This is a genomic window from Azohydromonas caseinilytica (assembly GCF_012927045.1).
Taxonomy (GTDB): Bacteria; Pseudomonadota; Gammaproteobacteria; order Burkholderiales; family Burkholderiaceae_C; genus Azohydromonas; species Azohydromonas caseinilytica.
Map to the genome: position 1 here is coordinate 57,714 of NZ_JABBFW010000025.1, position 24,774 is coordinate 82,487.

Here is a 24,774-nt window from a genome sequence, read left to right on the forward strand (position 1 = left end):
CCTCACGCCGTCTGGGCGGCGAAGCGCTTACGCAGTCCCACCACGTCCTTTTCGACCTGGCTCACGAGCACCTTGCGCAACAGCACGTCCGGCACGATGCCGAAGAAGCGCGCGGGCGTGACCCAGAACTGCCAGTGCACGTCCACGCCGCCGCCGGCGGCAGGCGTGAAGCTGTAGCGGCCTTCGTATGGGAAGGGGCCCTCGGCGACCTTGAAGGCGTAGTCGCTGTGCGGCTTGCGCTCGGTGATCTCGCCGACGAACTCGGCGCGACGGCCCATGAACGAGAAGACGATGCGGTATCGACCACCCACCACGGGCTCGGCCTGCAGCAGCTCGGACTCGCGGCACGAGCCCTGCCACTCCGCGTCATTCCCGGGGTTGGAGAGGTACTCGAAGGCCACCTCGGGTGGAACGTCGAGATGGTAACGGTGTTCAGCGTAAATCATGCTCAAGCGGAAAAGTCAGGCATCGCCTTGACGGTGAAACGTTGGTCGATGCACGCGGCCACGTCGGTGGCGTTGGGTGCGTACATGACCGTATTGTGGTCGCCCGGAACGTCGGCGACTTCCAGCGTCCGTGGCACGAGCTCGTCCCAGCCCAGCTGCTCGCCCCAGGCCATCGGCTCGTCCATGGCGCGCAGCAGCAGCACCGGCAGCTCCTGTTCCTCCGGGAAGTACATCTGCAGCGCCATGCCGTTGGCCAAGTAGACCTCGAAGTAGCGGGCGAGCTGCTCGGCGTCGGCGTCGGGCGCGACCACGCCCACGGCCCGTGCCGCGGCCAGCACGTGGCCGAACATCTCCTCCGGCGGCAGCTCGCGCAGCGACTCGGGCTCGATGCGCAGCACCTTGCCATAGGGCGAGGCCAGGTCGCGGGCGAACCACGACAGCAGCGTCGCGTCGTCGGCGTCGCTGGGCACGTTGGCCGGCACGGGTGCGCGCGTATCGACCGCGATCACGCCGTCAACCGTCTCGCCCATGGCTTGCAGCTGCTGCGCCACCTCGAACGCCACCGTGCCGCCGAAGCACCAGCCGCCCAGCAGGTACGGCCCGTGCGGCTGGCGCTCGCGCAGCAGCTCTACGTAGCGCCGGGCCGTGGCCTCGACGGTGACCTCGGCCTCGCCGGACTGGTCCAGCCCGGGCGACTGGATCGCCAGCACCGGTCGTTGCGGCTGCAGCCGCCGCGTGAGCTCCAGGTAGCAGAACACGCTGCCGCCGATGGGGTGGAACAGCCACAGCGGCTGCTGCCCGGCGCCGCCGCGCAACGTCAGCAGCATGCCCGGCGCGTCGCCGCCGCTGCCGCGCAGCCGCCGCGCCAGCGCCGCGACGCTGGCGTGCTGCATCAGCTCGCCCACGGGCAGCTTGACCTGGCACAGCTTCTCGATGCCCTGCACCAGGCGCACCGCCAGCAGCGAGTGGCCGCCGAGGTCGAAGAAGCTGTCCTCCACGCTCACGCGCTCCAGGCCCAGCAGCTCGCAGAACAGGCCCGCGAGCTGGATCTCCAGCGCGTCGCGCGGCACCACGAAGTTGTCCTCGTCCGAGCCCAGCGCGGGCGCCGGCAGCGCCTTGCGGTCGATCTTGCGGTTGGGCGTCTGCGGCAGCTGCTCCAGGAACACGAAGGCCGAGGGCAGCATGTAAGCCGGCAGCTCCTCGCGCAGCGCGTCGCGCAGCGCGTCGGGCAGCGGCGCCTGGCCATGGGGCACCACGTAGGCCACCAGGCGCGCGTCGCCGGGACGGTCCTCGCGCACCAGCACGACCGCGTCGCCCACGCTGGGCTGGCGCCGCAGCGCGCTCTCGATCTCGCCGAGCTCGATGCGGAAGCCGCGCAGCTTGACCTGGAAGTCCAGCCGCCCATGGTGCTCCAGCCGCCCGTCGGCGTTCCAGCGCACGCGGTCGCCCGTGCGGTACAGCCGTCCGGCCCCAGGCAGCGCCGCCACCTCGCGAAAGCGCTCGGCCGTCAGCTCGGGGCGCTGCCAGTAGTCCAGCGCCAGGCCGTCGCCGCCGATCCACAGCTCGCCCAGCAGCCCCGGCGGCAGCGGGCGCCCGGCCTCGTCGAGCACGTACAGCTGGGTGTTGGCGATGGCCGAGCCCAGGTGCACCGGCTCGCCCGGCTGCAGCCGTACCGCCGTGGACCACACGGTGGTCTCGGTGGGGCCGTACACGTTCCACAGCGCCGCGCAGCGCGCATGCAGCTGCTCGGCCAGCAGCGGCGGCAGCGGCTCGCCGCCGCACAGCGCCACGAGGCCCGGCTGGCCCGGCCAGTCGGCATCGATGAGCATGCGCCAGCTCGCCGGCGTGGCCTGCATCGCGTTGACCGCGCCGCCCTCGGCGTCGGCGATCCAGCGTGCCAGCGCCTGGCCGTCGCGGATCGCGGCCGCGTCGGCGATGCGCACCTCGCCGCCCGCCAGCAGCGGCAGCAGCAGCTCCAGCACCGAGATGTCGAAGGCGGGCGTGGTGACGGCCAGCAGCCGCGTGGAGGCATTCCACTGCAGCAGCTCCTGCATCGCCCACAGGAAGTTGCGCACCGACGCGTGGCCCACGCGCACGCCCTTGGGCTTTCCGGTGGAGCCGGAGGTGTAGAGGATGTAGGCGGTGTCGGCCGGCGGCGTCGCCATGGCCGCGCCCTCGGGCAGCGGCTCGTCGTTGCACAGCACCGGCACGCCCGCGGGCCATAGCGCCTGCACCGAGCGCTCGGTGAACAGCGCGCTGAGCCGGGCGTCCTCGGCGATGTAGGCCAGGCGGTCGGCGGGGAAGTCGGGGTCCAGCGGCACGTAGGCCGCGCCGGCGGCCCAGATGCCCAGGATGCCGGCCACCAGGTCGGCATGGCGCTCCAGCATCAGGCCGACGCGCGCGCCGGGGCCCACGCCGCGCTCGCGCAGCGCCGCGGCGATGCCCTGCGCGCGCCGCCACAGCGTGGCGTAGTCCAGCGCCTGGCGCGCGTCGCGCAGCGCCGGTGCCGTGGGTGTGGCCGTTGCGCGGGCAGCGATGTGCTCCAGCACGCTGCCGGTGGGCCACTGCCGCCGAGGGCCCTGCCCCAGCGCCAGCGCGCGCGCGGCCGGCGGCGCGTCGTCCAGGCCCAGCTCGGCCAGCGGCGTGCCGGCCTGCGCGGCCAGCCGCGCCGTCAGGTGCACGAAGCACTCGGCCATCGTCTGCACCGTCTCGCGGCGCAGCAGGTGATCCTGGTACTTGAAGACACCCACGAAGGCATCGTCGAGCTCGCCACCCATCTCCAGCATCAGCTCGTACTGGCCTTCCTGCTGCGGCACGGCGAAGGGGCGCAGCCGCGCCCCGGCCACCTCGCGCACCAGCGGCGGCGGCTCGGCCAGGAAGAAGGGCTCGAACTCCGCCACCTGCGGCAGCCGCTCCCAGGCGAAGCCCAGCTGCGCGATGGGCGCATGGCTGGCGTCGCGCCGCGGCGCCAGCTCCTCGACCAGCCAGGGGAACGGGCAGTCGCCATGGCGCAGCGCGCCCAGCACCGTCTCGCGCACCTGCTGCAGCAGATCGGCAAAGCTCGCCCGCGTGTCCAGCCGCATGCGCAGCGCCACGGTGTTGACGAACTGGCCCAGCTGCAGCCGCTGCGCGCGGCTGTTGCGCCCGGCCACCGGCGCGGCGACCACGAGGTCGTCCTCGCCGGAGAAGCGCTGCAGCAGCACCGCGTAGGCCGCCAGCAGCACCATGAACGGCGTGGCCCCCTGCTCGCGGCCCAGGCGACGGATCGCCTCGCTCGTGGCCTTGTCGAAGGCAAAGGGCAGCGTGCGGCCGTCGTAGACCTGCGCGGCGCGCCGCGGCGCGTCCAGCGGCAGCCCGTGCACCGGCGGCGCGTCATGCAACTGGGCCTGCCAATGCTTGAGCCAGGCGGCCGCGCGTGCCGGCTCCTGCAGCTGCGCCTGGCGCTGCCGCGCATGGGCGCCGAAAGCCATGCCCTCCAGGGGCTGGGCCAGCGCCTGGGCCAGGCCCAGGCGGCCGGCGAAGTCCTGCAGCAGCAGGCCCAGCGACCAGAAGTCCAGCAGCACATGGTGCGCCACCGCCACCACCAGCCAGCGCCCGGCGTCGCGGCGGTACAGCTGCACGCGCCACAGCGGCGCGGCGGCCAGGTCGAACGGCACCCGGCTGTCGAGCCGGGCGCGCTCGCGCAGCTCCTCGTCGGACCAGCCCTGCGCGTCGACCACCGACACGACGGGCCGGGCCTCGGCCCACACCCGCTGCACCGGCCCGTCGGCCGTGGACGGCAGCGCCGTGCGCAGCACGTCGTGCTCGGCCATCAGCTCGGCCAGCGCTGCGGCGGCGCGCTGCGGCAGTGCCGGGTCCAGCAGCTCCACCTCCACGCTGAGGAGCATGTGGTAGGCGCCGCACTCCGGCGACAGCTGCTGCAGGTACCACAGGCCCTGCTGTTCAGGGGCCAGCGGCGCTTCGGTGGCCGTGGCGGCCGCGGAAGTGTCAGGCCGCGTCCGGCCGAGAAGCTGCTCCATGCGCCCGCCTCCTCAGCCGAGCATCGGTTCGCGCTCGCGCAGCAACCCGCTCAGGTGCTGGGCCAGGGCGGTCACGGTCGGGCAGTCCCACAGCACGGTGGACTCCAGCTCGATGGACAGCTCCTCTTCGAGGTCGCCGGCGATGGTCAGCGCGGCGATGGAGTCCAGCCCGTACTGCGTGAAGGGCTTGTCGGCCTCCACCGCCTCGGGCGCCAGCCGAAGCTCGCGGGCCAGCAGCTTCACCAGCAGCTGCTGCAGGTCGGACAGGTCAGGCGAATTGGTGCTCATGGTTGCGGATCTCGAAGAGGGGTTGGAGGGATTGGGAGCTGCCGCGCTCGGCCAGCGGCCAGCTCAGCAGGGAGAACATGTGGTGCTCGCGGTGCTGGCGCTCCAGTTGCGCCATCAACGCCTCGGTGAGCTGCGGATCGAGCTCGCCGCACTCGAAGTGCGTGGCCCCGCCGCGGCGCAGTGCGGCCAGCAGCCACTGCCCGGCGGCGAAGAAGTCGCCCAGCGCCTCGCGGTTGTGCAGCCACACGCCCAGCGCCGAGACCGCGGCATGCAACTCGCAGTAGCGCTGCGCCAGGGCGAACTGCCGCGCGCTGTTGCGCTGGCCGGAGCGCGCGGGCTCGGCCAGCACCGCAGCGTCGAGCGCGCCCACGCGCGCCTGCAGGCCCGCGGCCGCGGCGCGCAGCGCCTCCAGCGCGGCGGCGCCGCAGGCCGGCGAGGGCTGCAGCTCCTGCAGCTTGCGCAGCAGGCCCGGCAGGCTCTCCATCACCGCGTCGCGGCCGCGGCCGAACAGGTTCAGGCGCTCGTAGGGCATGGCCGGCAGCGGCTGGCTCAGGTCGTACAGCGCGCTGGTGTCCTCGGGCTCGGCCGCGGCGCGGCCCTTGACCAGCGAGGGCAGCAGCGTGGCCAGGCTGTCCAGGCACACGGTGCTGCTGCCGTCGAACACGGAAACCACCGCGCCGTCGCGCAGGAACTTCTGGAACATGCCCTCGGCATGGCGCTCGCGCATGAAGTAGCGCGCGCCCAGCACCGCGGCGAGCTCCTTGCCGGCATGGTCCACCAGGTACGTGGCCTGGACCTTGGCCACCGAGGACCAGGCCGAGAACTGCGCCGGGAACAGGTGCAGCCCGCGCGCGCTGACCATGGACACGCACTCGGCCAGCAGCAGCGACAGGTACGAGTTGGCCAGCACGTCGCGCGTGTGGGGCAGCTGCAGCACGGTGCCGCCGTAGAGCTTGCGCTCGGCGGCGAAGTCGGTGACCAGGCGCAGCATGCTGTCGCCCACGCCCAGCGACAGCGCGGTGCAGAAGGTGCGCGTGATCTGGAAGCCCTTGAGCGCGAGCTCCAGGCCATGGCCCTCGGCTCCGATGCGCGCACTGGCGGGCACCGGACAGTCGCGGAAGCCGATGCCGCTGATGTCGCAGCCGCGCAGGCCGTGCATCTTCACGCGCGGCAGGTTGTAGTAGCGCTGCCCGGGCAGGTCGGCCTTGTTGATGATGAACAGCGAGTGGTTGCGCAGGCTCGGCGAGTCGTCGGTGCGCGCGAGCATCACCAGGGAGCCGCCGCGCGTGGCGCGGTTGATGGGCCACTTCTCGCCGTTGAGCACGTAACGGCCATCGGGCAGCCGGCGCGCGGTGAGCTCGTTGGCCACCAGGTCGGCGCCATGGTGCTCTTCCGAGTAGGCCAGGCACGGGAAGTTGCCCTGGTTGAGCACCCAGCCGGCGATGGCCTCCTTCTGCTCGGGCTCGGCGCCGATCCACGCCAGCACGGTCCACAGCATGGTGCTGAAGCTCACCGACGCCGACATGCTGCGCCGGGCCAGCGCGCGCCCGATCGCCACGAAGGCCTCGCTGGAGCCGCCCTCGCCGCCCAGCGCCCTGGGCACGTAGGCGGCATGCACGTTGAGGCCGAGCAGGAACGCGACGGCCTCCTCGGGAAAGGCATCGGCCTCGTCCAGCGCCATCGTGTTGCGCCACGACCAGGTGTTGTCGGGATGGCCGGGGTCGCCCAGGGCGCGCTCCAGCGCCAGCGCGGGGCCGTACTGCAGCGGCAGCTCTGCGGCTGCCTGGTCTTGTCTATCGGCTTGACTCACGCTGCTACCTCCTCTTCGTTGAGAACAATCAGCTCGCCGGCGAGCAGGCGCTCGCGCGTGCGCCCCCGCTGCACCTTGCCGCTGGAGGTCTTGGGAATGGAGTTGGCCTTGACGAACACCAGTTGCGCGACTTGCAGTTGGTGGTCGCGCGAGACGGCGTCGAGCACCGCGGTGCGGGCCTGGGCGCGGTCCTCGGCATCGGTGCCGCGATCCATCTCCAGCACCAGGCCCAGCCCCTCGCCGTCGGCCGTCTCCAGGGCGAAGGCCGCCGCGCCGTTGGGGCGCAGCGCCGGGTGCGCCGCCAGCGCCGTGGCCTCGATGTCGTGCGGGTAGTGGTTGCTGCCGCGAATGATGATGAGGTCCTTGATGCGGCCGGTGACGATGAGCTCGTCCTCGTGCAGCACGCCCAGGTCGCCGGTGCGCAGCCAGTTGGCGTCGCTGCCGGCCAGCCGCCCGCCAAAGGTTTCCTGCGTGGCATCGGGGCGCTGCCAGTAGCCGTCGGCCACCGTGGCGCCGCTGATCCAGATCTCGCCCACCTTGCCCGGCTCGCAGCGCTGCAGGCTCACCGGGTCCACGATGGCGATGTCCACGCCCGGCCCGCGACGCCCGCTGGACACCAGCTCCACGCCGTCCTGCTCCACCGCAATGACCCGCCCGGTGGCCATGCCCTCGCGGTCGGCCAGCATCGAGTGGGAGCGCCGGGTATAGGACCCGCCGGTCACCAGCAGCGTGGTCTCGGCCATGCCGAAGCTGGGATAGAAGGTGCGGATGTCGAAGCGCGCCGGCGCGAAGGTCTCGGCAAAGCGGCGCAGCGTGTCGGCGCGCACCGGCTCGGCGCCGTTGACGGCCACGCGCCACGACGACAGGTCGAACTGCGCGATCTGGTCCGGGCGGGCCCGGCGCACGCACAGGTCATAGGCGAAGTTGGGCGCGGCGGTGATCGTGCCGCGGTGGCGGCTGATGGCCTCGAGCCAGCGCATGGGCCGCTGCAGGAACATCGCCGGCGCCATCAGATGCACCGGGAAGCGGCCGTAGATGCAGTGCAGGATGCCGCCGATGAGCCCCATGTCGTGGTACGGCGGAATCCAGAACACGCCCACGTCCTCGGGCGTGGCTTCCAGCACGGCGGAAATGATCCGGCAGTTCTCCACCAGGTGGCGGTGGCGCAGCTGCACGCCCTTGGGCTGCCCGGTGGAGCCGGAGGTGTACTGCAGCACCGCCAGCGTGTCCTCGCCGATGTCGGGCATGCGCCATTGCGCCTCGCTACCCGGCGTCAGCGCATCGATGTCCAGCCGCTGCACGGACGCCGCCAGACCGTCCTCCAGCCCGACAAAGCCCTGGGCCGTGGAGATGATCACCCGGGCCTGCGCGTTTTCCTGGATCACGCGCACGCGCTCGATGGAGGAGTTCTGTCGCGGCGCATACACCGGCACCGCCGTGACGCCGGCATACCAGCAGCCGAACAGCGCGATCACGTAGCTCAGTCCCGGCTGCAGCAGCAGCACGGCCCGCTCGCCCTGGAGCCCGCGCTCCAGCAGCTCCGAGCCCAGCCGGCGCGCCGCGGCATCGAGCTCGGCATAGCTGAGGTAGGTTTCGCGGCCGGGCTGGTCACCGGCCATGCTGCAGGCCAAGCGCTCCGGATAAGTTTCGGCCCATGCCCGCACAATGCGGACGAAATCACGCATTTCTGGATTTACTGTTGTCACAGGCCATTCCTCGCAAAGTCACGCACAAATTCACCGCCCATTACTTCTTCTCGAACACCCAAATTCAACGAAGTTGGCCTGCCAAATTAAAGGCCGCCATCGAGTCCGCACATGCCTGAAACAAACGCGGGGCGGCACCCCTGCGTTCCAAAGGGGCGAGCACAGTCCCGGCGAAACTGTCAAGCAGGAATGTCAAGCCAACTTTTTTTCGAAGCTCACACGGCGCAGAAAATCAGTCCAAACAGGCGCAGCCGATCCGCCCCGGAAATCTCCGGACCAGATGGGCAGCAACTCAACCGTGAAACCGCTTCGGCTCTGTCGGGGAGGCCCACGCCATACGTGAAACCTCTGTTAACCCAAACGATAGCAGATGTTACAACAATGAAAACGTGTGATATGGCCGCTTTGTTGCTTCACAGCGTCACTGTGACCTGCATCAACGCCCTGCGCCGCCAAGGACTTGGCAAGAAGGCGAACTATGCACGGCGCTGCGCTTTGGTTGAGTCGCGCCGCAGCCTGTCTGTAATAAGCCGGGGCAGCCCGCCATTCCTGATCCGGCAACGCCAGCCCGCGACGACGGGTGCTCATTCCAGGCGAACAGCCACCTTTCCAAACTGCGCGCCCGCTTCCAGACGGTCCAAGGCGGCAGGCAATTCATCAAGCGTCCAGCTGGAATCGATCACGGGCCGGATTGCGCCGCCGGCGCAGGCCCGCAGCAGCGCATTCATCTCGTGCAAATCGCCCAGGGTGGAGCCCAATATATTTAGTTGGCGAATGAAAATACGGCGCAGGTCGGCCGGCGGCTGGTCGCCACTGGTGGCACCGCAGGTGACGATGCGGCCGCCACGCACCACCGCGCGCATCGCGCTGCCCCACACCGCCGCGCCCACGTTCTCGATCACCACGTCCACGCCGCGCCCGCCGGTGAGCTTGAGCACCGCCTTGGCCACGTCCTCGCGCGCGCCGTTGATGGCTTGGTCGGCGCCCATCGCCAGCGCTCGTTCGAGCTTGGCATCGTCGCGCGAGGTGACGATGGCGTGCGCGCCGGCCCACTTCGCCAGCTGCAGCGCCGCCAGCGACACGCCGCCGCCGATGCCGAAGATCAGCACCGTCTCCCACGGCTGCAGCCGCGCCTTGCTGAACAGCATGCGCCAGGCCGTGAGGTGGTTCACGCCCAGCGCGGCGGCCTCCTCGAAGCTGAAGCCCTCCGGCATCGGGAACACGTTGCGCGCGGGCAGGCTGACGTACTGCGCCAGCGTGCCGTCGCGGTGCTCGCCCAGGTAGGACACCGTCCCGCACAACACGCCCTCGCCGCGGGCGCAGAACTCGCAGCGTCCGCAACTGATGCCCGGATGCAGCAGCACGCGCTGGCCCACCTGCAGCAGCGGCTCGTCGGCGTCGGCCTCCTCCACCGTGCCGGCGCCGTCGATGCCCATGATCTGCGGCAGCCGGTGCGTGATGCCCGCGCCGCTGTCGCGCATGTACAGGTCCACGCGGTTGAGCGTGGCCGCGCGCATGCGCACCAGCACCTCGCCCGGCGCGCGCACGGGGCGCGGGCGCGGGCCCACGCACACCACCTCGTTGCCGCCATGGCCCGTGAGATAGGCCGCCCTCATCGTCTCCATGTCCCGCTCCTGTTCTTCGTTGGGTGAGGCGGGGTGAGCGGCGCGCTCACACCGCCACGCCGGTTTCGGCCATGCAGTCGTGCAGCTCCTGCGGGCGGCCGAAGTGGTAGCCCTGCACCTGGTCCACGCCCACGCCGCGCAGCAGCGCCAGCGTCTCCTGGTCCTCGACCATCTCGGCGATGGTGGTCTTGTTCAGCCCCTTGGCCACGTCCACGATGGCGCGCACGAACACCAGGTCGTTGCGGTCGCGCGCCAGGTTGCGCACGAACAGGCCGTCGATCTTGAGCACGTCCGCGGGCAGGTGCTTCATGTAGGCGAAGGAGGCGAAGCCGCTGCCGAAGTCGTCCAGGCACACGCGGCAGCCCAGGCCGTGCAGCACCGTGATGAGGCGCTGCGCGTCGCTGAGATCGCCCACCGCCGCCGTCTCGGTCAGCTCCACCAGCAGCCGGTGCGACTCCACGCCGTGACGCTTCAGCTCGTTCTCGATGTGGCGCGGCAGCGCCGGATCGTCGAAGGAGCGGCCGGAGATGTTGACGGCGATGGCCGGCAGCGTCGGCCGGGCCGCCAGCGTGGCGATGGCGCGGCTCACCACCCAGCGGTCGATCTCGCGGATCAGCCCGCTGCGCTCGGCATGCGGAATGAACTGCCCCGGCGTGATCAGCCGCGAGGGGTCGGCCTCGTCGCGCAGCCGCAGCAGCAGCTCGTAGTGCTGCAGCGTGCCGTCCTGGGCGTCGTACACGCCCTGGAACACGGGCACGAACTGCTCCTGGTCCAGCGCGCGGCGCAGCCGCTCGTTCCAGCCGATGCGCGCGAGCTTCTCGTCGGTGCCGTCGCGGTCGCGGTCGTAGAGCTGCCAGCCGTTCTTGCCGGCCTCCTTGGCCTGGTACATGGCGGCATCGGCGCGCGCCACCAGCTCGTCGGGGTTGTCGGCATGCTCCGGGAACAGCGCCACGCCTAGGCTGGAGGTCAGGCGCAGGCTCTGGCCGCGGAAGGCCACCGGCAGCCGCGCGATGGCCTGCACCAGCCGGTCGCACAGCGCCTGCAGCGTCTCGGGCCCCTCGGGCTCGCAGATCAGCGCGAACTCGTCGCCGCCCAGGCGCACGAAGAACTCGCTGCGCCGCACCAGCGCGCCCACCTCCGCGGCGACCTGGATCAGCACCTTGTCGCCGGCTTGGTGGCCATAGCGGTCGTTGATGAGTTTGAACTCGTCCAGGTCGAACAGCAGCAGCGCCACCTGCGTGCCCTGGCGCCCGGCATGCGCCAGCCGGCGGTTGAGCTCGTTCTGGAAGGAGCGGCGGTTGTAGAGGCCCGTGAGCGGGTCACGCTCGGCCAGGTAGACCAACTGCTGCGCCGTGCGGCGCTCGGTGGTGACGTCGGCCACGATCCACAGCCGCCCGATGGGATGCCCGTCCTCGTTGCGCACCGGGTGGTGCGAGCGCGTGAGCACGGTGCCGTCGGTCAGCAGCAGCTCCTGCGCGCCCTGCGCGCCCTCGCTGCTGCTGAAGCAGTCGGGCGCCACGCCGCGGGGATGGGCCAGCCGGGCCAGCGCCTGCACGGCGTGGCCGTCGAGCTCGGCGTCGACGTCGATGCCCAGCAGCCGGCACAGCGCGGGGTTGTGGTAGACGATGCAGTCCTGCTCGTCCACGAACAGGATGCCGATGGTCATGGCCGACAGCAGTGCCGCCAGCCGCGCGTGCTCGGCGCGCGACTGGTCCAGGTAGCACTCCTGCAGCGCATGCGCCTCCTGCAGCGCCTGCATGCGCTCGGCGATGGCGCCGGCCATGGTGTTGAACGCGCGCGTGAGCGTGCCCACCTCGTCGCCGCTGTTGACGCGCAGCCGCACGGCGAACTCGCCCTCGGCAATGCGCTGCGCCGCGCCGGTGAGCTCCTTGAGCGGCCGCGTCAGCCAGCGCCCCACGGCCACCAGCAGCAGCAGCGAGGCCAGGATCGCGGCCATGCCGATCAGCACGTTCTGCGCCACCAGGCGCCGCGCCGTGGCGCGCAGCTCGTGCAGCGCGATGCCGAACTGCAGCCGCCCGTAGGTCTGGCCGGCCAGCTCGATGGGCATGTCCACGTCGAAGAAGCCGTCCTCCAGGTCCAGCCGCAGCACGCTGTCCACCGGCGGCAGCCGCCGCTGCATGTCCCAGCCCTCGCTGGCGATGGGCTTGCCGTCCTCGTCCAGCAGCACCAGGTAGGCGATGGCCTGGGCGCTGCGGCTCTCGCGCAGGATCTCCTGCAGCGTGACGATGTCCTCCTGCGCCAGCGGCGCGGCCAGCGCCGCATTGAGCATCGGCTTGGACTGCTCCACGCGCAGCTCGGCCTGCGTGCGCAGCGCGTTGTCCATGAGCTGCGCGCCGCTGAGCACCAGCAGGCCCAGGACGGCCACCTCCAGCAGCATGCACGCCAGGATGATCCGCGCCGACAGCGAACGCAGCAGTTCGCGCAGGCGGTTCAACGCGTGCTCTCCAGTTGCGCGCGCAGGTCGCTCACCAGGGGGTCCAGGCTCGCCATGTCCTTCGGCGACACCGGTGCCAGGCCGCCATGGCCCAGCTCGTTGACGAACTTGCGCCCGGCGTCGGTGCCGTTGGCGAACTCCATCATCGTGCGGCGCAGTGTCTCGACCTCGCCGTTGGACAGCGCCGGGCTCACCAGGTACAGCAGCGGCGTGGTCACGCCCAGTTGCGCCAGCACCCGCACCGGCGCCCCGGCGGCCTGGCCCAGCTGCTTGAGCGCCGTGGCCGAGGTGATGGCCGCCACCGCGTCACCGCGCTGCATCGCGGCCAGCGAGTTGGCATGGCTGTTGGTGGGGCGCACCGTCACGTCGCGCCCGGGCACCAGGCCCTTGTCCTTCAAGCCGCGCTGGCCCGCCAGGGTCAGCGTGGCCAGCGCATCGGTGGTGGCCACCGTCTGGCCGCGCAGCTGCGGCAGCTCCTGGATGCGGCTGTCGCTGAGCGTGACCAGCAGCACCTCCAGCGAGTTCACCGGGCGCAGCAGCGGCACATAGCCCGTGTCCAGTTGCGCCAGGCGCCCGAAGGCGGGCGAGGTGGCGATCAGGTCGTACTCGCGCTTGGCGGTCTTGTCGAGGAACGTGAAGTAGTCCGGCGCCGTCACCAGCCGCACCGGACGCTGCAGATTGCGCTCCAGTTGATCCTCCAGCGGCCGATACAGCTGCACGATGGCGCGCGCGCTCAGGTAGGGCACCACGCCCAGCGTCAAGGGTCGTTCCCCCGCCGCATGCACCGCGGGAGACAGGCCGAGCACCAGGCTGGTGAGGAACATCAATAGGGCGCGCATGGTTTGAAAGCCGCTCGGCTCGGTATACAAGACCCCGCCTGGATGGCGAACACGTCCTGCGCATTCTCGCTTCCCCAAGCTGGCGAGGCATTCTCGACACGGGTTACACCGTGATACCTGACACAGCTCAAGCCCGCACGGCAGAGGCCGTGGTTTTTGGGTTCTGTTCAAACCGCAAGACTTTAGGTAGTAACCCGGATCAACAGCGGGCGGTGCGCGTTGCCCGCTCCACGGCGGAGCCACAGCGCCGCGACACGCGCCGCACCGTCTGCGGATATCGCTGGCAACTTCCCTGCCCGTCTCGTTCATCCCTCGCGGCTTTCCCCGGAAAACCCGACGCTTGCCAGGCAGGACAGCGACCCAGGGTTCGCCGGCAGTGCAGAAGCCGTGGCCGGAAACCGGGCCCAAACCACGCGAAAAGGAGTTTCCGGCGGCCAGGAAACTCCTTTCCTGCCCGCCATGCGCATGCCGTCCTCATGGCCCACGCCCGTTGCCGCGCCTGATGCCGCCCACGCGATGCGCGGAACTCGGCCCGGACGCGGCGCATGAATCAGCAAACGGCTGAGCGGCATTTCCGGCGCGACCGTGGCCTGCCCCGGACTACCGCGTTGTCGCTGATCCGATGCGCCGGTGGAACACGGTTTCGCGGGCGCTGCCGCAAGCCTGATCCGAAGACTCGGGACATCCCTGTGCGCACCGTTCACGGCCATTTCCCCAGGCGCCCCGATCGCTGCCCCATGAGCAGCAGACGGGCCCCTGGTCGGGCTGCGGCAGGTTTGGCGCAACCTGTCCGGCGTGACGGAAGCCCGATGTATTCGTTCCTGTACCGGCCTTGGCATGAATTCATGGCCAATTCCGCCCGAGCCCGCCCTTTCAAAGGCCGGCACGAACACACCAGCAAGGCAACAGGAACAGAGAAAAATACCTTGAACCCATAAGTGGCCGGTACGACGGGCATGTTTTATCGGCGCCTTGATACTTTTGTCGATCTTTTGAAATCAGTATCGCAAGTAAATATTGCATTTACCGAGATAGATTGAGCCCAGGGTTTGATGATTCTTTTGCGGCATCGAGCGCAACCCGTCCGGCGCCACCCGCCCGGCCTTGCGAGAAGAAGCTTCACGCTTCTTAACGCGGCCCACACGCCCAGGCAAAGCGCGGCTCGGAAGCTTCAGGCTCCCAACCCGTGGAGCTCACCGTGACGACCAAGCCTGAACTTGCCATGCCTTCCGCCACCGCCCGCCGCTCGCCGCTGCGCCGGCGCGCCGCCGCCGCGCTGCTGGCGCTGGGCACCCTCAGCGGCATCGCGCTGGCCCAGACCACGCCGCCCGCCGCCCCGTCCGCCCCGCCGCCGGGCATGCACATGCACGGCGGGCCGATGCATGGCGGGCCGATGCATGGCCGCCACCTGGAGCGCATGCTCGACCGGGTCGATGCCACTGCGGAGCAGCGCACCAAGATCCGCGCCATCCTGGACGCGGCCAAGGCCGAGATGCGCACCCAGGCGCCCGCGCGGCAGCAGCTGCGCGAGCAGGGCCTGGCGCTGCTGGCGCAGCCCACCATCGACACCCAGGCCGTCGAGCAGCTGCGCCAGCAGATGCTGGCGCAACATGACCAGGCCTCGCAGCGCTGGACCCGCACGCTGCTGGAGGTGGCCAACGTGCTGACGCCGCAGCAGCGCGCGCAGCTGGCCGAGCAGATGCGCCAGCGCGCCGCGCGCGGCGGCGAGCGTGGCGGACACCCGCGTTGAGGGGGCTATGCTGTCGCGCTCTTCATTGCAGAGCCCCAGCGCCTCCGACATGCCCCGACTGCTGCTGATCGACGACGATGCCCGCCTGAGCGCCATGGTGGCCGACTACCTCCGCGCCGCGGGCTTCGCGATCGAGGTGGCCGGCACCCTGGCCGAGGGCCGGCGCCGGCTGCAGCTTGAGAGCTTCGATGCGCTGGTGCTGGACCTGATGCTGCCCGACGGCGACGGGCTGGACCTCACCCGCGCGCTGCGCGCCGACAGCCGCACCCGGCGGCTGCCGCTGCTGATGCTCACCGCGCGCGGCGAGCCGCTGGACCGCATCGTCGGCCTGGAGCTGGGCGCGGACGACTACCTGAGCAAGCCCTTCGAGCCGCGCGAGCTGCTGGCGCGCCTGAAGGCGCTGCTGCGCCGCGCCGCGCCGGGCGCGCCCGAGGACGAGACGCTGCGCTTCGGCCGGCTGGAGATCGACCTGGGCGCGCGCAAGGCGCGGCTGGACGGCCGCGAGGTCGATCTCACGGCGCACCAGTTCGAGCTGCTGCGGGTGCTGGCCCAGCATGCCGGGCGCGTCATGACGCGCGACCAGATCATGGACGCGCTCAAGGGCCACGCCCAGGAAGCCTTCGACCGCTCCATCGACGTGCATGTCTCGCGCATCCGCGCCCTGATCGAGGACGACCCGCGCAACCCGCGCCGCGTGCTGACCGTGCGCGGCGTGGGCTACCTGTTCGCGCGGCGCCCGGACGACCCGGGCCAGGACGCCGCCCCGTGACGCGCGCGAGCGCGCATCCCCCGGCCCCCGAGCGGGGCAGCCTTTCATGAAATCCCTCTACCTCCGCGTCTGGCTCACCGTGGTGGCGGTGCTGGCGCTGTTCGCGCTGGGCTCGGGCTGGGTGTTCCAGCAGCAGATGGCGCAGGAGCGCGGCCGCTTCGACGCCGCCGCCGTCGATCGGCTCAACGCCTGGGGCGAGCTGCTGCAGCACGCCCTGCCCCCGCCGCAGGCGCCGGCCGAGGAGCAGGCGCAGGGCCTGCGCGAGTGGTCGGAGCGGTTGCGCGTGCCGCTGGCGCTGGACGACGCGCAGGGCCGGCGCCTGGGCGAGGCCGAGAGCTTCGGGCGCCGCGCGCAGGAGCCCGATGCCCGGGTGCTGCCCATCCAGCTCGACGACGGCCGCACGCTGTGGCTGGCGCGCCCGCCGCGCGGCCTCGGTGGCCGCCACGGGCCGCCGCCCCCGCCGCCGTGGCTGCGCGGCACCGGGCTGCTGGCGGTGCTGGTGCTGCTGTTCGTGGCGGTGGCCGCCGGCGCCTACCCGGTGGTGCGGCGCCTGACGCGGCGCCTGGAGGCGCTGCAGGCCGGCGTCGAGCGCTTCGGCGCCGGCGCCCTGGCGCACCGCGTGGACGACAGCGGGCGCGACGAGGTCGCCGCGCTGGCGCGCAGCTTCAACCGCGCCGCCGAGCGCATCGAGACGCTGTTGCGCTCGCACCAGTCGCTGCTGGCCAACGCCAGCCACGAGCTGCGCTCGCCGCTGGCGCGGCTGAAGATGGCGGTGTCGCTGCTGGAGACGGCGTCACCCGGCCAGCAGCCGGAGCTGCAGGCCGAGATCCACGCCGACATCGCCGAGCTCGACGCGCTGGTGGAGGAGGTGCTGCTGGCCAGCCGCCTGGACGCCCGGCCCGACGTGGAGCGGCGCGAGGCGGACCTGCTGGCGCTGGCCGCCGAGGAATGCGCGCGCGTGGGTGCGGAACTGGAGGCCGGCACGGGCCCCTTCGGCGTGCAGGGCGAGGAGCGGCTGCTGCGCCGCGCACTGCGCAACCTGCTGGAGAACGCGCGCCGCTACGGCGGCGACGAGGTGCTGCTGAAGCTGGAGCGCGAGGGCGCCCGGCTGCGCGCCGCGGTGTGTGACCGCGGCCCCGGCGTGCCCGAGGACATGCGCGAGCGCATCTTCGAGCCCTTCTTCCGGCTGCCCGGCCATGCCGAGCAGCAGGGCGGCATCGGGCTGGGCCTGAGCCTGGTGCGCCAGATCGCGCAACGCCACGACGGCAGCGTGCGCTGCGAGCCGCGCGACGGGGGCGGCAGCCGCTTCGTGCTCGAATTGCCGGCATGCTGAACCAGGCCACCACCACGCTCGCCGTCGACACGCCCGGCCGCGGGCTCATCGACATCACCCGCCGCGTGCGCGACTGGGCGCAGGCCCAGGGCTTCAGCGAGGGACTGCTGACCCTGTTCGTGCGCCACACCTCCGCCAGCCTGCTGATCCAGGAGAACGCCGATCCCGAGGTGCAGCGCGACCTGGAGCGCTTCTTCGCGCGGCTGGTGCCCGACGGCGACGCGCTGTTCCGCCACCGCGACGAGGGCCCGGACGACATGCCCGCGCACGTGCGCTCGACGCTCACCGCCACGCAGCTGTCCATCCCGCTGCTGCACGGCCGCCTGGCCCTGGGCACCTGGCAGGGGATCTATCTGTGGGAGCACCGGCAGCGGGCGCACCGGCGCGAGCTGGCGCTGCATCTGCTGGGGCGCTGAGGCGCCGCGCCGGGCCGCGTCACGGCGGCCGCGCCGCCTCGCCGGCACCACTCTTGCCGTGTGGTGCCATCGCATCGCTCCAGGAGAACCGCCATGCCCCAGTGGTTGCAAGCCGGCCTGTGGGGCCTGCTGGCCGGCGGCGCGCTGGTGCTGGGCGCGGCCGTGGGCTACCGGGTGAAGATCCCGCCGCGCCTGGTGGCGGCGGTGATGGCCTTCGGCAGCGGCGTGCTGATCTCGGCGCTGTCCTTCGAGCTCATGGACGAGGCCTTCAACCGCGGCGGGCTGGACTCGACCGCGCTCGGCTTCGTGGGCGGCGCCGCGGTCTACACCGCCGCCAACTACCTGCTGGCGCACCGCGGCGCGCGCCACCGCAAGTGCTCCGGGGGCCGGCAGGCCTCGGAGCAGCAGCACGAGGGCAGCGGGCTGTCCATCGCGCTGGGTGCGCTGCTGGACGGGATTCCGGAGTCCATGGTCATCGGGCTGAGCCTGCTCAAGGGCGGGGCGGTCAGCACCGTGGCGGTGGCGGCGATCTTCCTGTCCAACCTGCCCGAGGGGCTGTCCAGCGCCGCCGGCATGAAGAAGGCCGGGCGCGGCGCGGGCTACATCTTCGGCGTGTGGGGCGGCATCGCGCTGGCCTCCGGGCTGGCGGCGGTGGCGGGCTTCGTGCTGTTCGCCGGCAGCTCGCCGGAGTTGGTCGCGGCCACCACCGCCGTGGCCGCCGGCGCGATCCTGGCCATGCTGGTGGACACCATGATCCCCGAGGCCTTCGAGCAGGCGCATGACTTCGCCGGCCTGATCACCGTGGCGGGCTTCCTGGCCGCCTTCGCGCTGAGCAAGCTCAGCCACTGACCAGCGCACTCCGGCCCGAGGCCGGCGCCGCCCCGCCCGGCACCTCGCTTGCCGTGAGGCGGGACCGCTCCCTTTCGCCTGGCCGCCGCGCCGGCACGCCCTGCCCTCAAAGGTGTCCTTCCATGGCCAAAACCCTCTCTGACCAAGTCATCGTCATCACCGGCGCCTCCAGCGGCATCGGCCTGGCCACGGCCGAGCAGGCGGCGCTGGCCGGGGCGCGGCTGGTGATCACGGCCCGCGACGCCCAGGCGCTGCAGCAGATCGCGCAGCGCCTGCATGACCACCATGGCGCGACCGTGCTGCCCGTGGCCGCCGACGTGGCCGTTCGCTCAGAAGTGGAGGCGGTGGCGGACGCGGCCATGGAACGCTTCGGGCGCATCGATACCTGGGTCAACAACGCCGGCGTGGGGCTGGTCGGCTCGGTGCTGGACGCGCATGACGAGCCCAGCGCGCGCCGCCTGTTCGAGACCAACTTCTGGGGCAGCGTCAACGGCTCGCTCGCGGCGGCGGCGCGCATGCGCCGCAGCGGCGGGGTGCTCATCAACCTCGCCAGCATCCTGGCCGACCATGCCGTGCCGCTGCAGACCTTCTACAGCGCCAGCAAGCACGCCATCAAGGGCTTCACCGACGGGCTGCGCCAGGAGCTGCAGGCCGAGCACTCGCCGCTGGAGGTGGTGCTGGTCAAGCCCGCGTGCATCGCCACGCCGCTGATCGAGCATGCCGCGCATCCGCCCGGGCGGCACCCGCGGCTGGTGTCGCCGCTGTACGCGCCCGGCGACGCGGCGCGCGCCATCCTGCGCGCGGCCCAGCATCCGCAGCGCGACGTGGAGGTCGGCGGCGTGGCCGCGCTGCACAGCGTGGCGGCGGGCGTGGCGCCGCAGCTGCTGGACCTGGCCGCGCCGCTGCTGGTGGAGCGCCAGTGGCGCGACGAAGCCTCGCCCGGCAGCGACGGCAACCTCCACACCCCCTCGCGCGACAGCCACGGCCGCACGCTGGGGCAGCATCCGGGGCAGCGCGTCCATCCCAGCGTCTACAACCGCCTGGCCGAGCCGGCGGGCGGGCTCGGCGGGCTGTTCTACGGCGCGCTGGCCGGCGGCGCCTGGCTGCTGGCGCAGGCGCTGCGCAGCGGCAGCGAGCGCCGGCACGACGCCTCGGTCCCCGCGGCCCCGCGCCGCGGTTGAACACCATGGCCCGCCCCACGCTTCCCGACCTGCCGGTGGTGGTGATCACCGGCGGCTCCAGCGGCATGGGCCTGGCCGCGGCCCAGCGCCTGGCGCAGCAGGGTGCGCGGCTGGTGCTCAACGCGCGCGCCGAGGACACCCTGGCGGACGCCGCCGAGCGTTGCCGCGCCCTGGGCGCCGAGGTGCTGACCGTGGCCGCCGACGTGGCCGACGCGCCGGCCATGGAGGCGCTGGCGCAGCAGGCCGCCGAGCGCTTCGGGCGCATCGACGCCTGGATCAACGCCGCCGGCACCAGCCTCTGGGGCCTGTTCGACGCCATCCCGGCCGAGGCGCACGAGCGGCTGATCCGCACCAACCTGCTGGGCGTGGTGCACGGCACGCACGCGGCGCTGCAGCACATGCGCGGACGCGCCGGGGGCGGCGTGATCGTCAACATCGCCTCCATCGCCGGGCATGTGCCCATGCCGCTGGCCGCCAGCTACACCGCCAGCAAGTTCGGCGTGGCCGGCTTCACCGACGCGCTGCGCGACGAGCTTTCCGGCAAGGGCATCGCCGTGTGCGGCGTCTACCCCAGCTTCGTGGACACGCCCACCCCGCACCGCTCGGCCAACTACACCGGCCGCGTGCTGCGCCCGGTGCCACCGGTGCTGGACCCGGAGCGCGTGGCCGAGGACATCGTCGGCCTGCTGAGCCGCCCGCGCCGCGCGCTGCGCCCGGGCGTGCACAACGCCGCCGCGCTGGCCTACGCGCTGGCGCCCGACACCACGGGCCGCGCCACGGCGCGCGCGGCGGAGCGTTTCTTCCTGCAGTCGGGCGAGCGCCAGCCGGACGACGACGGCGCGCTGTTCACGTCCAAGCCGCTGCCCGCGGCCGTGCACGGCGCCTGGGGCCTGCGCGAGCGGCGCGAGGCCGGCGCCGTGACGGCCACGACCGTGGCGGTGGGCGCCGTGGCCCTGCTGACGGGCTGGCTGCTCACGGGCAGCCGGCGCCGCGGCCGGGCCTGAGGGCGGCCCTGCATCGATCAATGGGCTTGAAGGTCTTGGAGAGCGGTGAATGAAGACGGTGGTGGTGTTCCAGGGGGGCGGTGCGCTGGGTGCCTTCGGTTGTGGCGCGTGGCAGTCGGTGGCGCCGTGGCTGCGCGCCCGTGGCGACCGCATCGTGGCCCTGGCCGGCACCTCCATCGGCGCCGTGAACGCCGCGGTGGCGGCACGCCACTTCCACAGCGCCGACGCCGGCACCCACGCCTTGCTGCACCTGTGGCGCCACACCATTGCCACGCCCTCGTTCCCCTTCTTCGGCATGCCGGTGGGCTCCTCCGCGCACGCTGCCCGGGTGCGGGCCTGGAACGGCGTGTTCACCGGATGGCTGCTGGGCACGCGCGGGCTGTACCGGGCCCAGCCGCTGCACTGGCTGCCCTGGATGGCGCTGCAGCGCCTGGAGCACCCGCTGATGGACCGCGGCGCGATGTGGCAGCTGCTGGAGCGCCTCGTCGGCCGCTATGCCAGCGTCGCGGCCACGCAGCCGCTGCTGGCCGCCGGCGCGGTGAACCTGATGACAGGCGCGCTGCGCCTGTTCGACAGCGACGAGGCGCCGATGGGCGCGGCGCAGCTCGCGGCCAGCAGCGCCATCCCGCTGCTGTTCGAGCCGGTGGAGATCGACGGCGAGCGCTACTGGGACGGCGACATCACGCGCGACTCGCTGCTGCCGCCGCTGCTGCTGCGCCTGCAGGCCAGCGGCCGGCTGCGCGAGGGCGAGGCGCTGCAGCTCGTCAGCATCGAGCCCTTCGCCCGGCCGCTGGCGGAAGTGCCGCAGTCCGGACTGCAACTGGCTCACCGCGCCATGAACCTGATGCAGCTCGACAAGCTGGTCCCGCCGCCGCTGCCGAACCTGAAGCGCTGGGTCCGCATCACGCGCCCACCGCTGCCGCAGGACGGCATCTCCGGCGAGTTCGACTACTCGCCGCAGCGGCTGGAAACCCTCATCGAGCAGGGCACGGCCACGGCGCGGACGGCACTGGTGGGCTCGCTGGCGGCAACGGAAGAGACAGGGGCAGGGTACTAGGGATTGTCAAGTGGGAGTGGATGGCTCAATCACTTCCATGCCGCTGATTGGGAAGACTGTTGACTCCTTATTGACAGTAAGAGGCCCAGCCTCGGCAGCGCAATTGCAGGGCTGGACCCTCACCCCTGCCCCTCTCCCGCTTCGCGGGCGAGGGGATGCAAGGCGTCTCGGCCTTGCGGTCCAGAAGAACACCGGCCTTGCGCTGCCGCGCCGCCCTCATCCCCCATCGCTGCGTTGCCCGTCCGGATCGCGCTCGCCGTTCTTCTCCAGCGGCTGCTCCACCCAGCGCTGCACCCACTCCACCAGGCGCCGGATGCCATCGAGCCGGTGCGAGGGCTTGCCGTCCTTGAGCACGTGGTGGTCGCCGCCGGGGTAGAGCACCATCTCGCACGGCGTCTGGGTGGCGCACATCAGGCTCACGAACAGCTCCTCGGCCTGGCACTTGGGGCAGCGCTCGTCTTCCTTGCCTTGCAGGATCAGCGTGGGCGTGCGCGCATGCTCCACATGCTTCATGGGCGACAGGCGGCGGCTGGTGTCGCGGTCGATGTGCGGCGCGCCGCACAGGGCGTACGGGTCGCTGTAGTAGCCGCTGTCGCTGGTGCCGTAGTGCGTCTCCAGGTTGGTCACCGGCGCGCACACCACCGCGGCGCGGAAATGCCGGCTCTTGCCGATGGCCCAGGCCGCCAGGTAGCCGCCGTAGGAGCTGCCGGTGATGGCCACGCGCGCGTCGGCCAGGCCCTCGCGCTGCAGCTGCCCGATGATCGCCTCGTACTGCGCCAGGTCGAACTCGCCCCAGTGCCCGCGCAGCCGTCCGGCGAACTCGCGCCCGTAGCTGGCCGAGCCCACGGCGTTGGGCACCACCACCAGCCAGCCGCGCGCGCACAGCACCGGCCAGAAGGGGTGGTTCTGGTAGCTCAGGTCGGCATGGCTGGCCGGGCCGCCGTGCACGTCCACCAGCAGCGGCATCGGCCCCTGGGCGCCCCGGGCCTGGATCAGCCAGGCGTCCACGCGCTCGGTGCCGCCCCGCCCGTCGGGCACCTCGAAGCGGCGCACCTGCGCCTGCAGCGGCTCACGCTCGTGCCACCAGGCGTTGAAGCGGCTGAGCTGCTGCTCGTGGCGGCCGTCCAGGTCCGAGGCATACAGCTCCAGCGGCGAGCAGCCGGTTTCGGAGATGTACGCCAGCTTGGAGCGCCCCACCGCGAGGCCGCCGAGCTGGCGGTCGCCGTCCACCAGCGTGCGGCGCTCGCCGCCGGGCACGCCGAGGCTGACGGCATGCTGGCGCCCGCGCTGCGCCAGCAGCACGCGCAGCTGCCGGCTGTCCGGGCTCCAGCACAGGCAGGAGCCGGGCACGACCTCCACGTCGTCCTCGCCCAGCGGGCGGACCGCGCCGGAGTCCACCTCCAGCAGCCACAGCCGCATCTGCGCGTCGCCGTCGTCGAGATTGCCGCTGAAGGCGATCCAGCGCCCGTCGGGCGACCACTGCGGCGTGCTGACGTTGGCCTGCTCGCGGGTGACCTGGCGCGCGTTGGCGCCGTCGGCATCGACGGTCCAGAGGTCGGTGCGGTGCGCCAGGCGCTCCTCGCGGGTGCGGCTGTAGACGATGCGCCGCCCGTCCGGGGACCAGGCGGCGTCGCGCACCTCGAAGGCGCCTTCGGTGAGCCGCAGGTCCTCGCCGCTGTCCACGTCCAGGGTGAAGAGGTGGATCTGCTCGGCCAGCAGGTAGCCCACGCCATTGAGCTTGTACGGCAGCCGCCACACCAGCTCGGGCGCGTCGGGGTCGCGCGGCTGATCCAGCTCCGAAGGCGCGCCGCGCGCCTCGGGGTCCACGTTGACGATGCTGGTGAGCAGCATCTTCTTGCCGTCCGGGCTCCATTCGAAGGACGACACGCCGCCCTTGAAGAAGCTGATCTGCCGTGCCTCGCCGCCGCCGGGGTCGATCAGGAACAGCTGGCTGTTGCCGCCGCCGCGGTCGGAGGTGAAGGCGATGCGCTGGCCGTCGGGCGACCAGCGCGGCTGCTGGTCCTGGCTGGTGCCGGCCGTGAGCGGGCGCGGCTCGCCGCTGCCGTCCAGCGGGAACAGCCACAGGGTGCTGCGGTAGGCGTCGGCATCGCGCTCCACGCGCTTGACGGCGCACACGGCCGTGTCCGAAGCGCCCACGGCGTGGAGGTCGTCGATGCGTTGTTCGAGACAGAGGTCCTCGACCTCGAAGGAGGCGCTGGGCATGGCACACGCTGGGGCATCGCCGCGTGCCTCGGCCGGTCACGGCAGCGGGTTGCAGGGCTGAGCCCCGCCCGGTGGCCCCGGAAGGGACGCCGGGCGGGTTTCAGGGCAAAGAAGTCAGTCGAAGCCGCTCAGCGCTCCTGGTCGCGCTGCTGATCGCGCTGCTGGCTGCGGTCCTGCGTCTGGCTCTGCTGCTGGCTGCGATCCTGTGATTGATCCTGCTGCTTGCGGTTTTGCGACTGGTCCTGCTGCTGGCCGCGCTGCTGGGACTGGTCCTGCTGCTGACCACGCTGCTGAGACTGGTCCTGTTGCTGGTTGCGGTCTTGCTGCGTCATGGAAGTCTCCTGGTCGTGCCGGCGACCTTGCCGGTACACCGGGGGGAGGCAAGCCCGGGGCCCGGCGTGGCCCGGGCCGAACCTGGGAGGTACCGGCCATCCGGGTGCCGGCGGGGCCGGTACGGCCCCGCGCGGCGGGTCAGCGCCGCTGCTGCGTGCCTTGCCCCTGCCCGTCCAGCTCCGGCCGGTTCGAGGCCGAGCGGTCGCCGCCCTGGCGGCCCATCACGTCCGGCGTGCCGCGCGAGGCGTCAGTGCCGGAGTCGGGCGTGCCGTCCTGCTGGCCGGCGGCCGGCGCGGTGGCCTGGGCCTGCGCGCCGCCGCGCGGCTCGTTGTGCGGCACAGTGCCGCGCGGGTTGTCGCTGCCCTGCTGCTGGTTGCCGCCTTGCTGCTGTTGCGTCATCGCGAGCTCCTGGGAGTGGAAACAAGTGCCCCCCGGAGGGCTGGCAAGGGGGGCTCCCGCGCAGCAATGGCTCACATCGCGATACACGCCGCGGCTGCGGGCCGATACCGGACTTGCGAAATCTCAAGCAACCCGCCGCCACGGCGCCTAGGAGCGTGGGCGGCAGAACGGGGTCGCGGACAATCGAAGGCACGACCCGCGCTTTGACTTGATGGCCACCAGCTACCGCCCCTACGCGCCCGACCAGCTCATGCTGCTGCCAGCCTCGCTGC

At 71.9% G+C, this 24,774-nt stretch carries 19 protein-coding genes; 8 read left to right on the top strand and 11 right to left on the bottom strand.

The features are described from left to right. Positions 1–2 precede the first annotated feature (2 nt). The 8 genes from HHL10_RS30285 to HHL10_RS23820 all read right to left on the bottom strand — a co-directional run bounded on the left by HHL10_RS30285 (position 3) and on the right by HHL10_RS23820 (position 13,188). Positions 3–446 (bottom strand): SRPBCC family protein, encoded by a 444-nt coding sequence (locus HHL10_RS30285; protein WP_205833187.1) that lies wholly within the window; start codon positions 444–446, stop codon positions 3–5. Between the two features lie 2 nt (positions 447–448). Beyond that, positions 449–4,465 (bottom strand): non-ribosomal peptide synthetase, encoded by a 4,017-nt coding sequence (locus tag HHL10_RS23790; RefSeq protein ID WP_205833188.1) that lies wholly within the window; start codon positions 4,463–4,465, stop codon positions 449–451. 12 nt (positions 4,466–4,477) lie between these two features. After that, positions 4,478–4,753 (bottom strand): acyl carrier protein, encoded by a 276-nt coding sequence (locus HHL10_RS23795; protein WP_169162897.1) that lies wholly within the window; start codon positions 4,751–4,753, stop codon positions 4,478–4,480. Next, a complete protein-coding gene (locus tag HHL10_RS23800) occupies positions 4,734–6,563 on the bottom strand; it encodes an acyl-CoA dehydrogenase family protein (protein ID WP_169162898.1) in 1,830 nt (609 codons plus the stop codon). The genes HHL10_RS23795 and HHL10_RS23800 overlap by 20 nt, the downstream gene beginning before the upstream one ends. Continuing rightward, positions 6,560–8,248 (bottom strand): fatty acyl-AMP ligase, encoded by a 1,689-nt coding sequence (locus HHL10_RS23805; protein ID WP_259373287.1) that lies wholly within the window; start codon positions 8,246–8,248, stop codon positions 6,560–6,562. The genes HHL10_RS23800 and HHL10_RS23805 overlap by 4 nt, the downstream gene beginning before the upstream one ends. Before the next feature lie 605 nt (positions 8,249–8,853). After that, positions 8,854–9,894: a zinc-binding dehydrogenase gene (locus tag HHL10_RS23810; protein WP_235971762.1), complete on the bottom strand. Its 1,041-nt coding sequence runs from the start codon at positions 9,892–9,894 to the stop codon at positions 8,854–8,856. A 46-nt stretch (positions 9,895–9,940) separates the two neighbouring features. Continuing rightward, positions 9,941–12,349, bottom strand: a complete 2,409-nt coding sequence (locus HHL10_RS23815; RefSeq protein ID WP_169162900.1) for an EAL domain-containing protein — start codon at positions 12,347–12,349, stop codon at positions 9,941–9,943. After that, a complete protein-coding gene (locus HHL10_RS23820; RefSeq protein WP_169162901.1) occupies positions 12,346–13,188 on the bottom strand; it encodes a phosphate/phosphite/phosphonate ABC transporter substrate-binding protein in 843 nt (280 codons plus the stop codon). Before HHL10_RS23820 ends, HHL10_RS23815 begins: the two co-directional genes overlap by 4 nt. Before the next feature lie 1,198 nt (positions 13,189–14,386). On the opposite strand from HHL10_RS23820, the gene HHL10_RS30710 reads away from it, so the two are divergent. The 8 genes from HHL10_RS30710 to HHL10_RS23860 all read left to right on the top strand — a co-directional run bounded on the left by HHL10_RS30710 (position 14,387) and on the right by HHL10_RS23860 (position 21,547). Beyond that, positions 14,387–14,938, top strand: coding sequence for a Spy/CpxP family protein refolding chaperone (locus HHL10_RS30710; RefSeq protein WP_169162902.1), 552 nt, complete (start codon positions 14,387–14,389; stop codon positions 14,936–14,938). 49 nt (positions 14,939–14,987) lie between these two features. Next, complete coding sequence (locus tag HHL10_RS23830) at positions 14,988–15,707, top strand: winged helix-turn-helix domain-containing protein (protein ID WP_169162903.1); 720 nt, start codon at positions 14,988–14,990, stop codon at positions 15,705–15,707. 46 nt (positions 15,708–15,753) lie between these two features. Next, a complete protein-coding gene (locus HHL10_RS23835; protein WP_169162904.1) occupies positions 15,754–17,040 on the top strand; it encodes a sensor histidine kinase in 1,287 nt (428 codons plus the stop codon). Then, positions 17,037–17,456, top strand: a complete 420-nt coding sequence (locus HHL10_RS23840) for a secondary thiamine-phosphate synthase enzyme YjbQ (protein WP_375138978.1) — start codon at positions 17,037–17,039, stop codon at positions 17,454–17,456. The genes HHL10_RS23835 and HHL10_RS23840 overlap by 4 nt, the downstream gene beginning before the upstream one ends. Positions 17,457–17,549: 93 nt before the next feature. Continuing rightward, positions 17,550–18,305: a ZIP family metal transporter gene (locus HHL10_RS23845; protein ID WP_169162906.1), complete on the top strand. Its 756-nt coding sequence runs from the start codon at positions 17,550–17,552 to the stop codon at positions 18,303–18,305. A 122-nt stretch (positions 18,306–18,427) separates the two neighbouring features. Then, positions 18,428–19,486 (top strand): SDR family oxidoreductase, encoded by a 1,059-nt coding sequence (locus HHL10_RS23850; RefSeq protein ID WP_169162907.1) that lies wholly within the window; start codon positions 18,428–18,430, stop codon positions 19,484–19,486. A 5-nt stretch (positions 19,487–19,491) separates the two neighbouring features. After that, entirely contained in the window at positions 19,492–20,490 is a 999-nt protein-coding gene (locus HHL10_RS23855) for an SDR family NAD(P)-dependent oxidoreductase (RefSeq protein WP_169162908.1), read from the top strand. 49 nt (positions 20,491–20,539) lie between these two features. Further along, entirely contained in the window at positions 20,540–21,547 is a 1,008-nt protein-coding gene (locus HHL10_RS23860; protein ID WP_169162909.1) for a patatin-like phospholipase family protein, read from the top strand. Between the two features lie 216 nt (positions 21,548–21,763). On the opposite strand, the gene HHL10_RS23865 is transcribed toward HHL10_RS23860, so the two are convergent. The 3 genes from HHL10_RS23865 to HHL10_RS23875 all read right to left on the bottom strand — a co-directional run bounded on the left by HHL10_RS23865 (position 21,764) and on the right by HHL10_RS23875 (position 24,502). Next, the gene (locus HHL10_RS23865; protein ID WP_169162910.1) at positions 21,764–23,770 is read right to left on the bottom strand and encodes a S9 family peptidase; all 2,007 of its coding nucleotides are present in this window, start codon (positions 23,768–23,770) and stop codon (positions 21,764–21,766) included. A gap of 128 nt (positions 23,771–23,898) precedes the next feature. Next, positions 23,899–24,102: a hypothetical protein gene (locus HHL10_RS23870; protein ID WP_169162911.1), complete on the bottom strand. Its 204-nt coding sequence runs from the start codon at positions 24,100–24,102 to the stop codon at positions 23,899–23,901. Between the two features lie 139 nt (positions 24,103–24,241). Next, a complete protein-coding gene (locus HHL10_RS23875; RefSeq protein ID WP_169162912.1) occupies positions 24,242–24,502 on the bottom strand; it encodes a hypothetical protein in 261 nt (86 codons plus the stop codon). Positions 24,503–24,774 lie beyond the last annotated feature (272 nt).

Bases quoted from the DNA above. Each gene is read 5' to 3' on its own strand.
- HHL10_RS23790 (WP_205833188.1), bottom strand. From the start codon at position 4,465: ATGGAGCAGCTTCTCGGCCGGACGCGGCCTGACACTTCCGCGGCCGCC.
- HHL10_RS23810 (WP_235971762.1), bottom strand. From the start codon at position 9,894: ATGGAGACGATGAGGGCGGCCTATCTCACGGGCCATGGCGGCAACGAG.
- HHL10_RS23875 (WP_169162912.1), bottom strand. From the start codon at position 24,502: ATGACGCAACAGCAGCAAGGCGGCAACCAGCAGCAGGGCAGCGACAAC.
- HHL10_RS23795 (WP_169162897.1), bottom strand. From the start codon at position 4,753: ATGAGCACCAATTCGCCTGACCTGTCCGACCTGCAGCAGCTGCTGGTG.
- HHL10_RS23830 (WP_169162903.1), top strand. From the start codon at position 14,988: ATGCCCCGACTGCTGCTGATCGACGACGATGCCCGCCTGAGCGCCATG.
- HHL10_RS23855 (WP_169162908.1), top strand. From the start codon at position 19,492: ATGGCCCGCCCCACGCTTCCCGACCTGCCGGTGGTGGTGATCACCGGC.
- HHL10_RS23865 (WP_169162910.1), bottom strand. From the start codon at position 23,770: ATGCCCAGCGCCTCCTTCGAGGTCGAGGACCTCTGTCTCGAACAACGC.
- HHL10_RS23870 (WP_169162911.1), bottom strand. From the start codon at position 24,102: ATGACGCAGCAAGACCGCAACCAGCAACAGGACCAGTCTCAGCAGCGT.
- HHL10_RS23845 (WP_169162906.1), top strand. From the start codon at position 17,550: ATGCCCCAGTGGTTGCAAGCCGGCCTGTGGGGCCTGCTGGCCGGCGGC.
- HHL10_RS23850 (WP_169162907.1), top strand. From the start codon at position 18,428: ATGGCCAAAACCCTCTCTGACCAAGTCATCGTCATCACCGGCGCCTCC.
- HHL10_RS30285 (WP_205833187.1), bottom strand. From the start codon at position 446: ATGATTTACGCTGAACACCGTTACCATCTCGACGTTCCACCCGAGGTG.
- HHL10_RS23820 (WP_169162901.1), bottom strand. From the start codon at position 13,188: ATGCGCGCCCTATTGATGTTCCTCACCAGCCTGGTGCTCGGCCTGTCT.
- HHL10_RS23860 (WP_169162909.1), top strand. From the start codon at position 20,540: ATGAAGACGGTGGTGGTGTTCCAGGGGGGCGGTGCGCTGGGTGCCTTC.
- HHL10_RS23805 (WP_259373287.1), bottom strand. From the start codon at position 8,248: ATGCGTGATTTCGTCCGCATTGTGCGGGCATGGGCCGAAACTTATCCG.
- HHL10_RS23835 (WP_169162904.1), top strand. From the start codon at position 15,754: ATGAAATCCCTCTACCTCCGCGTCTGGCTCACCGTGGTGGCGGTGCTG.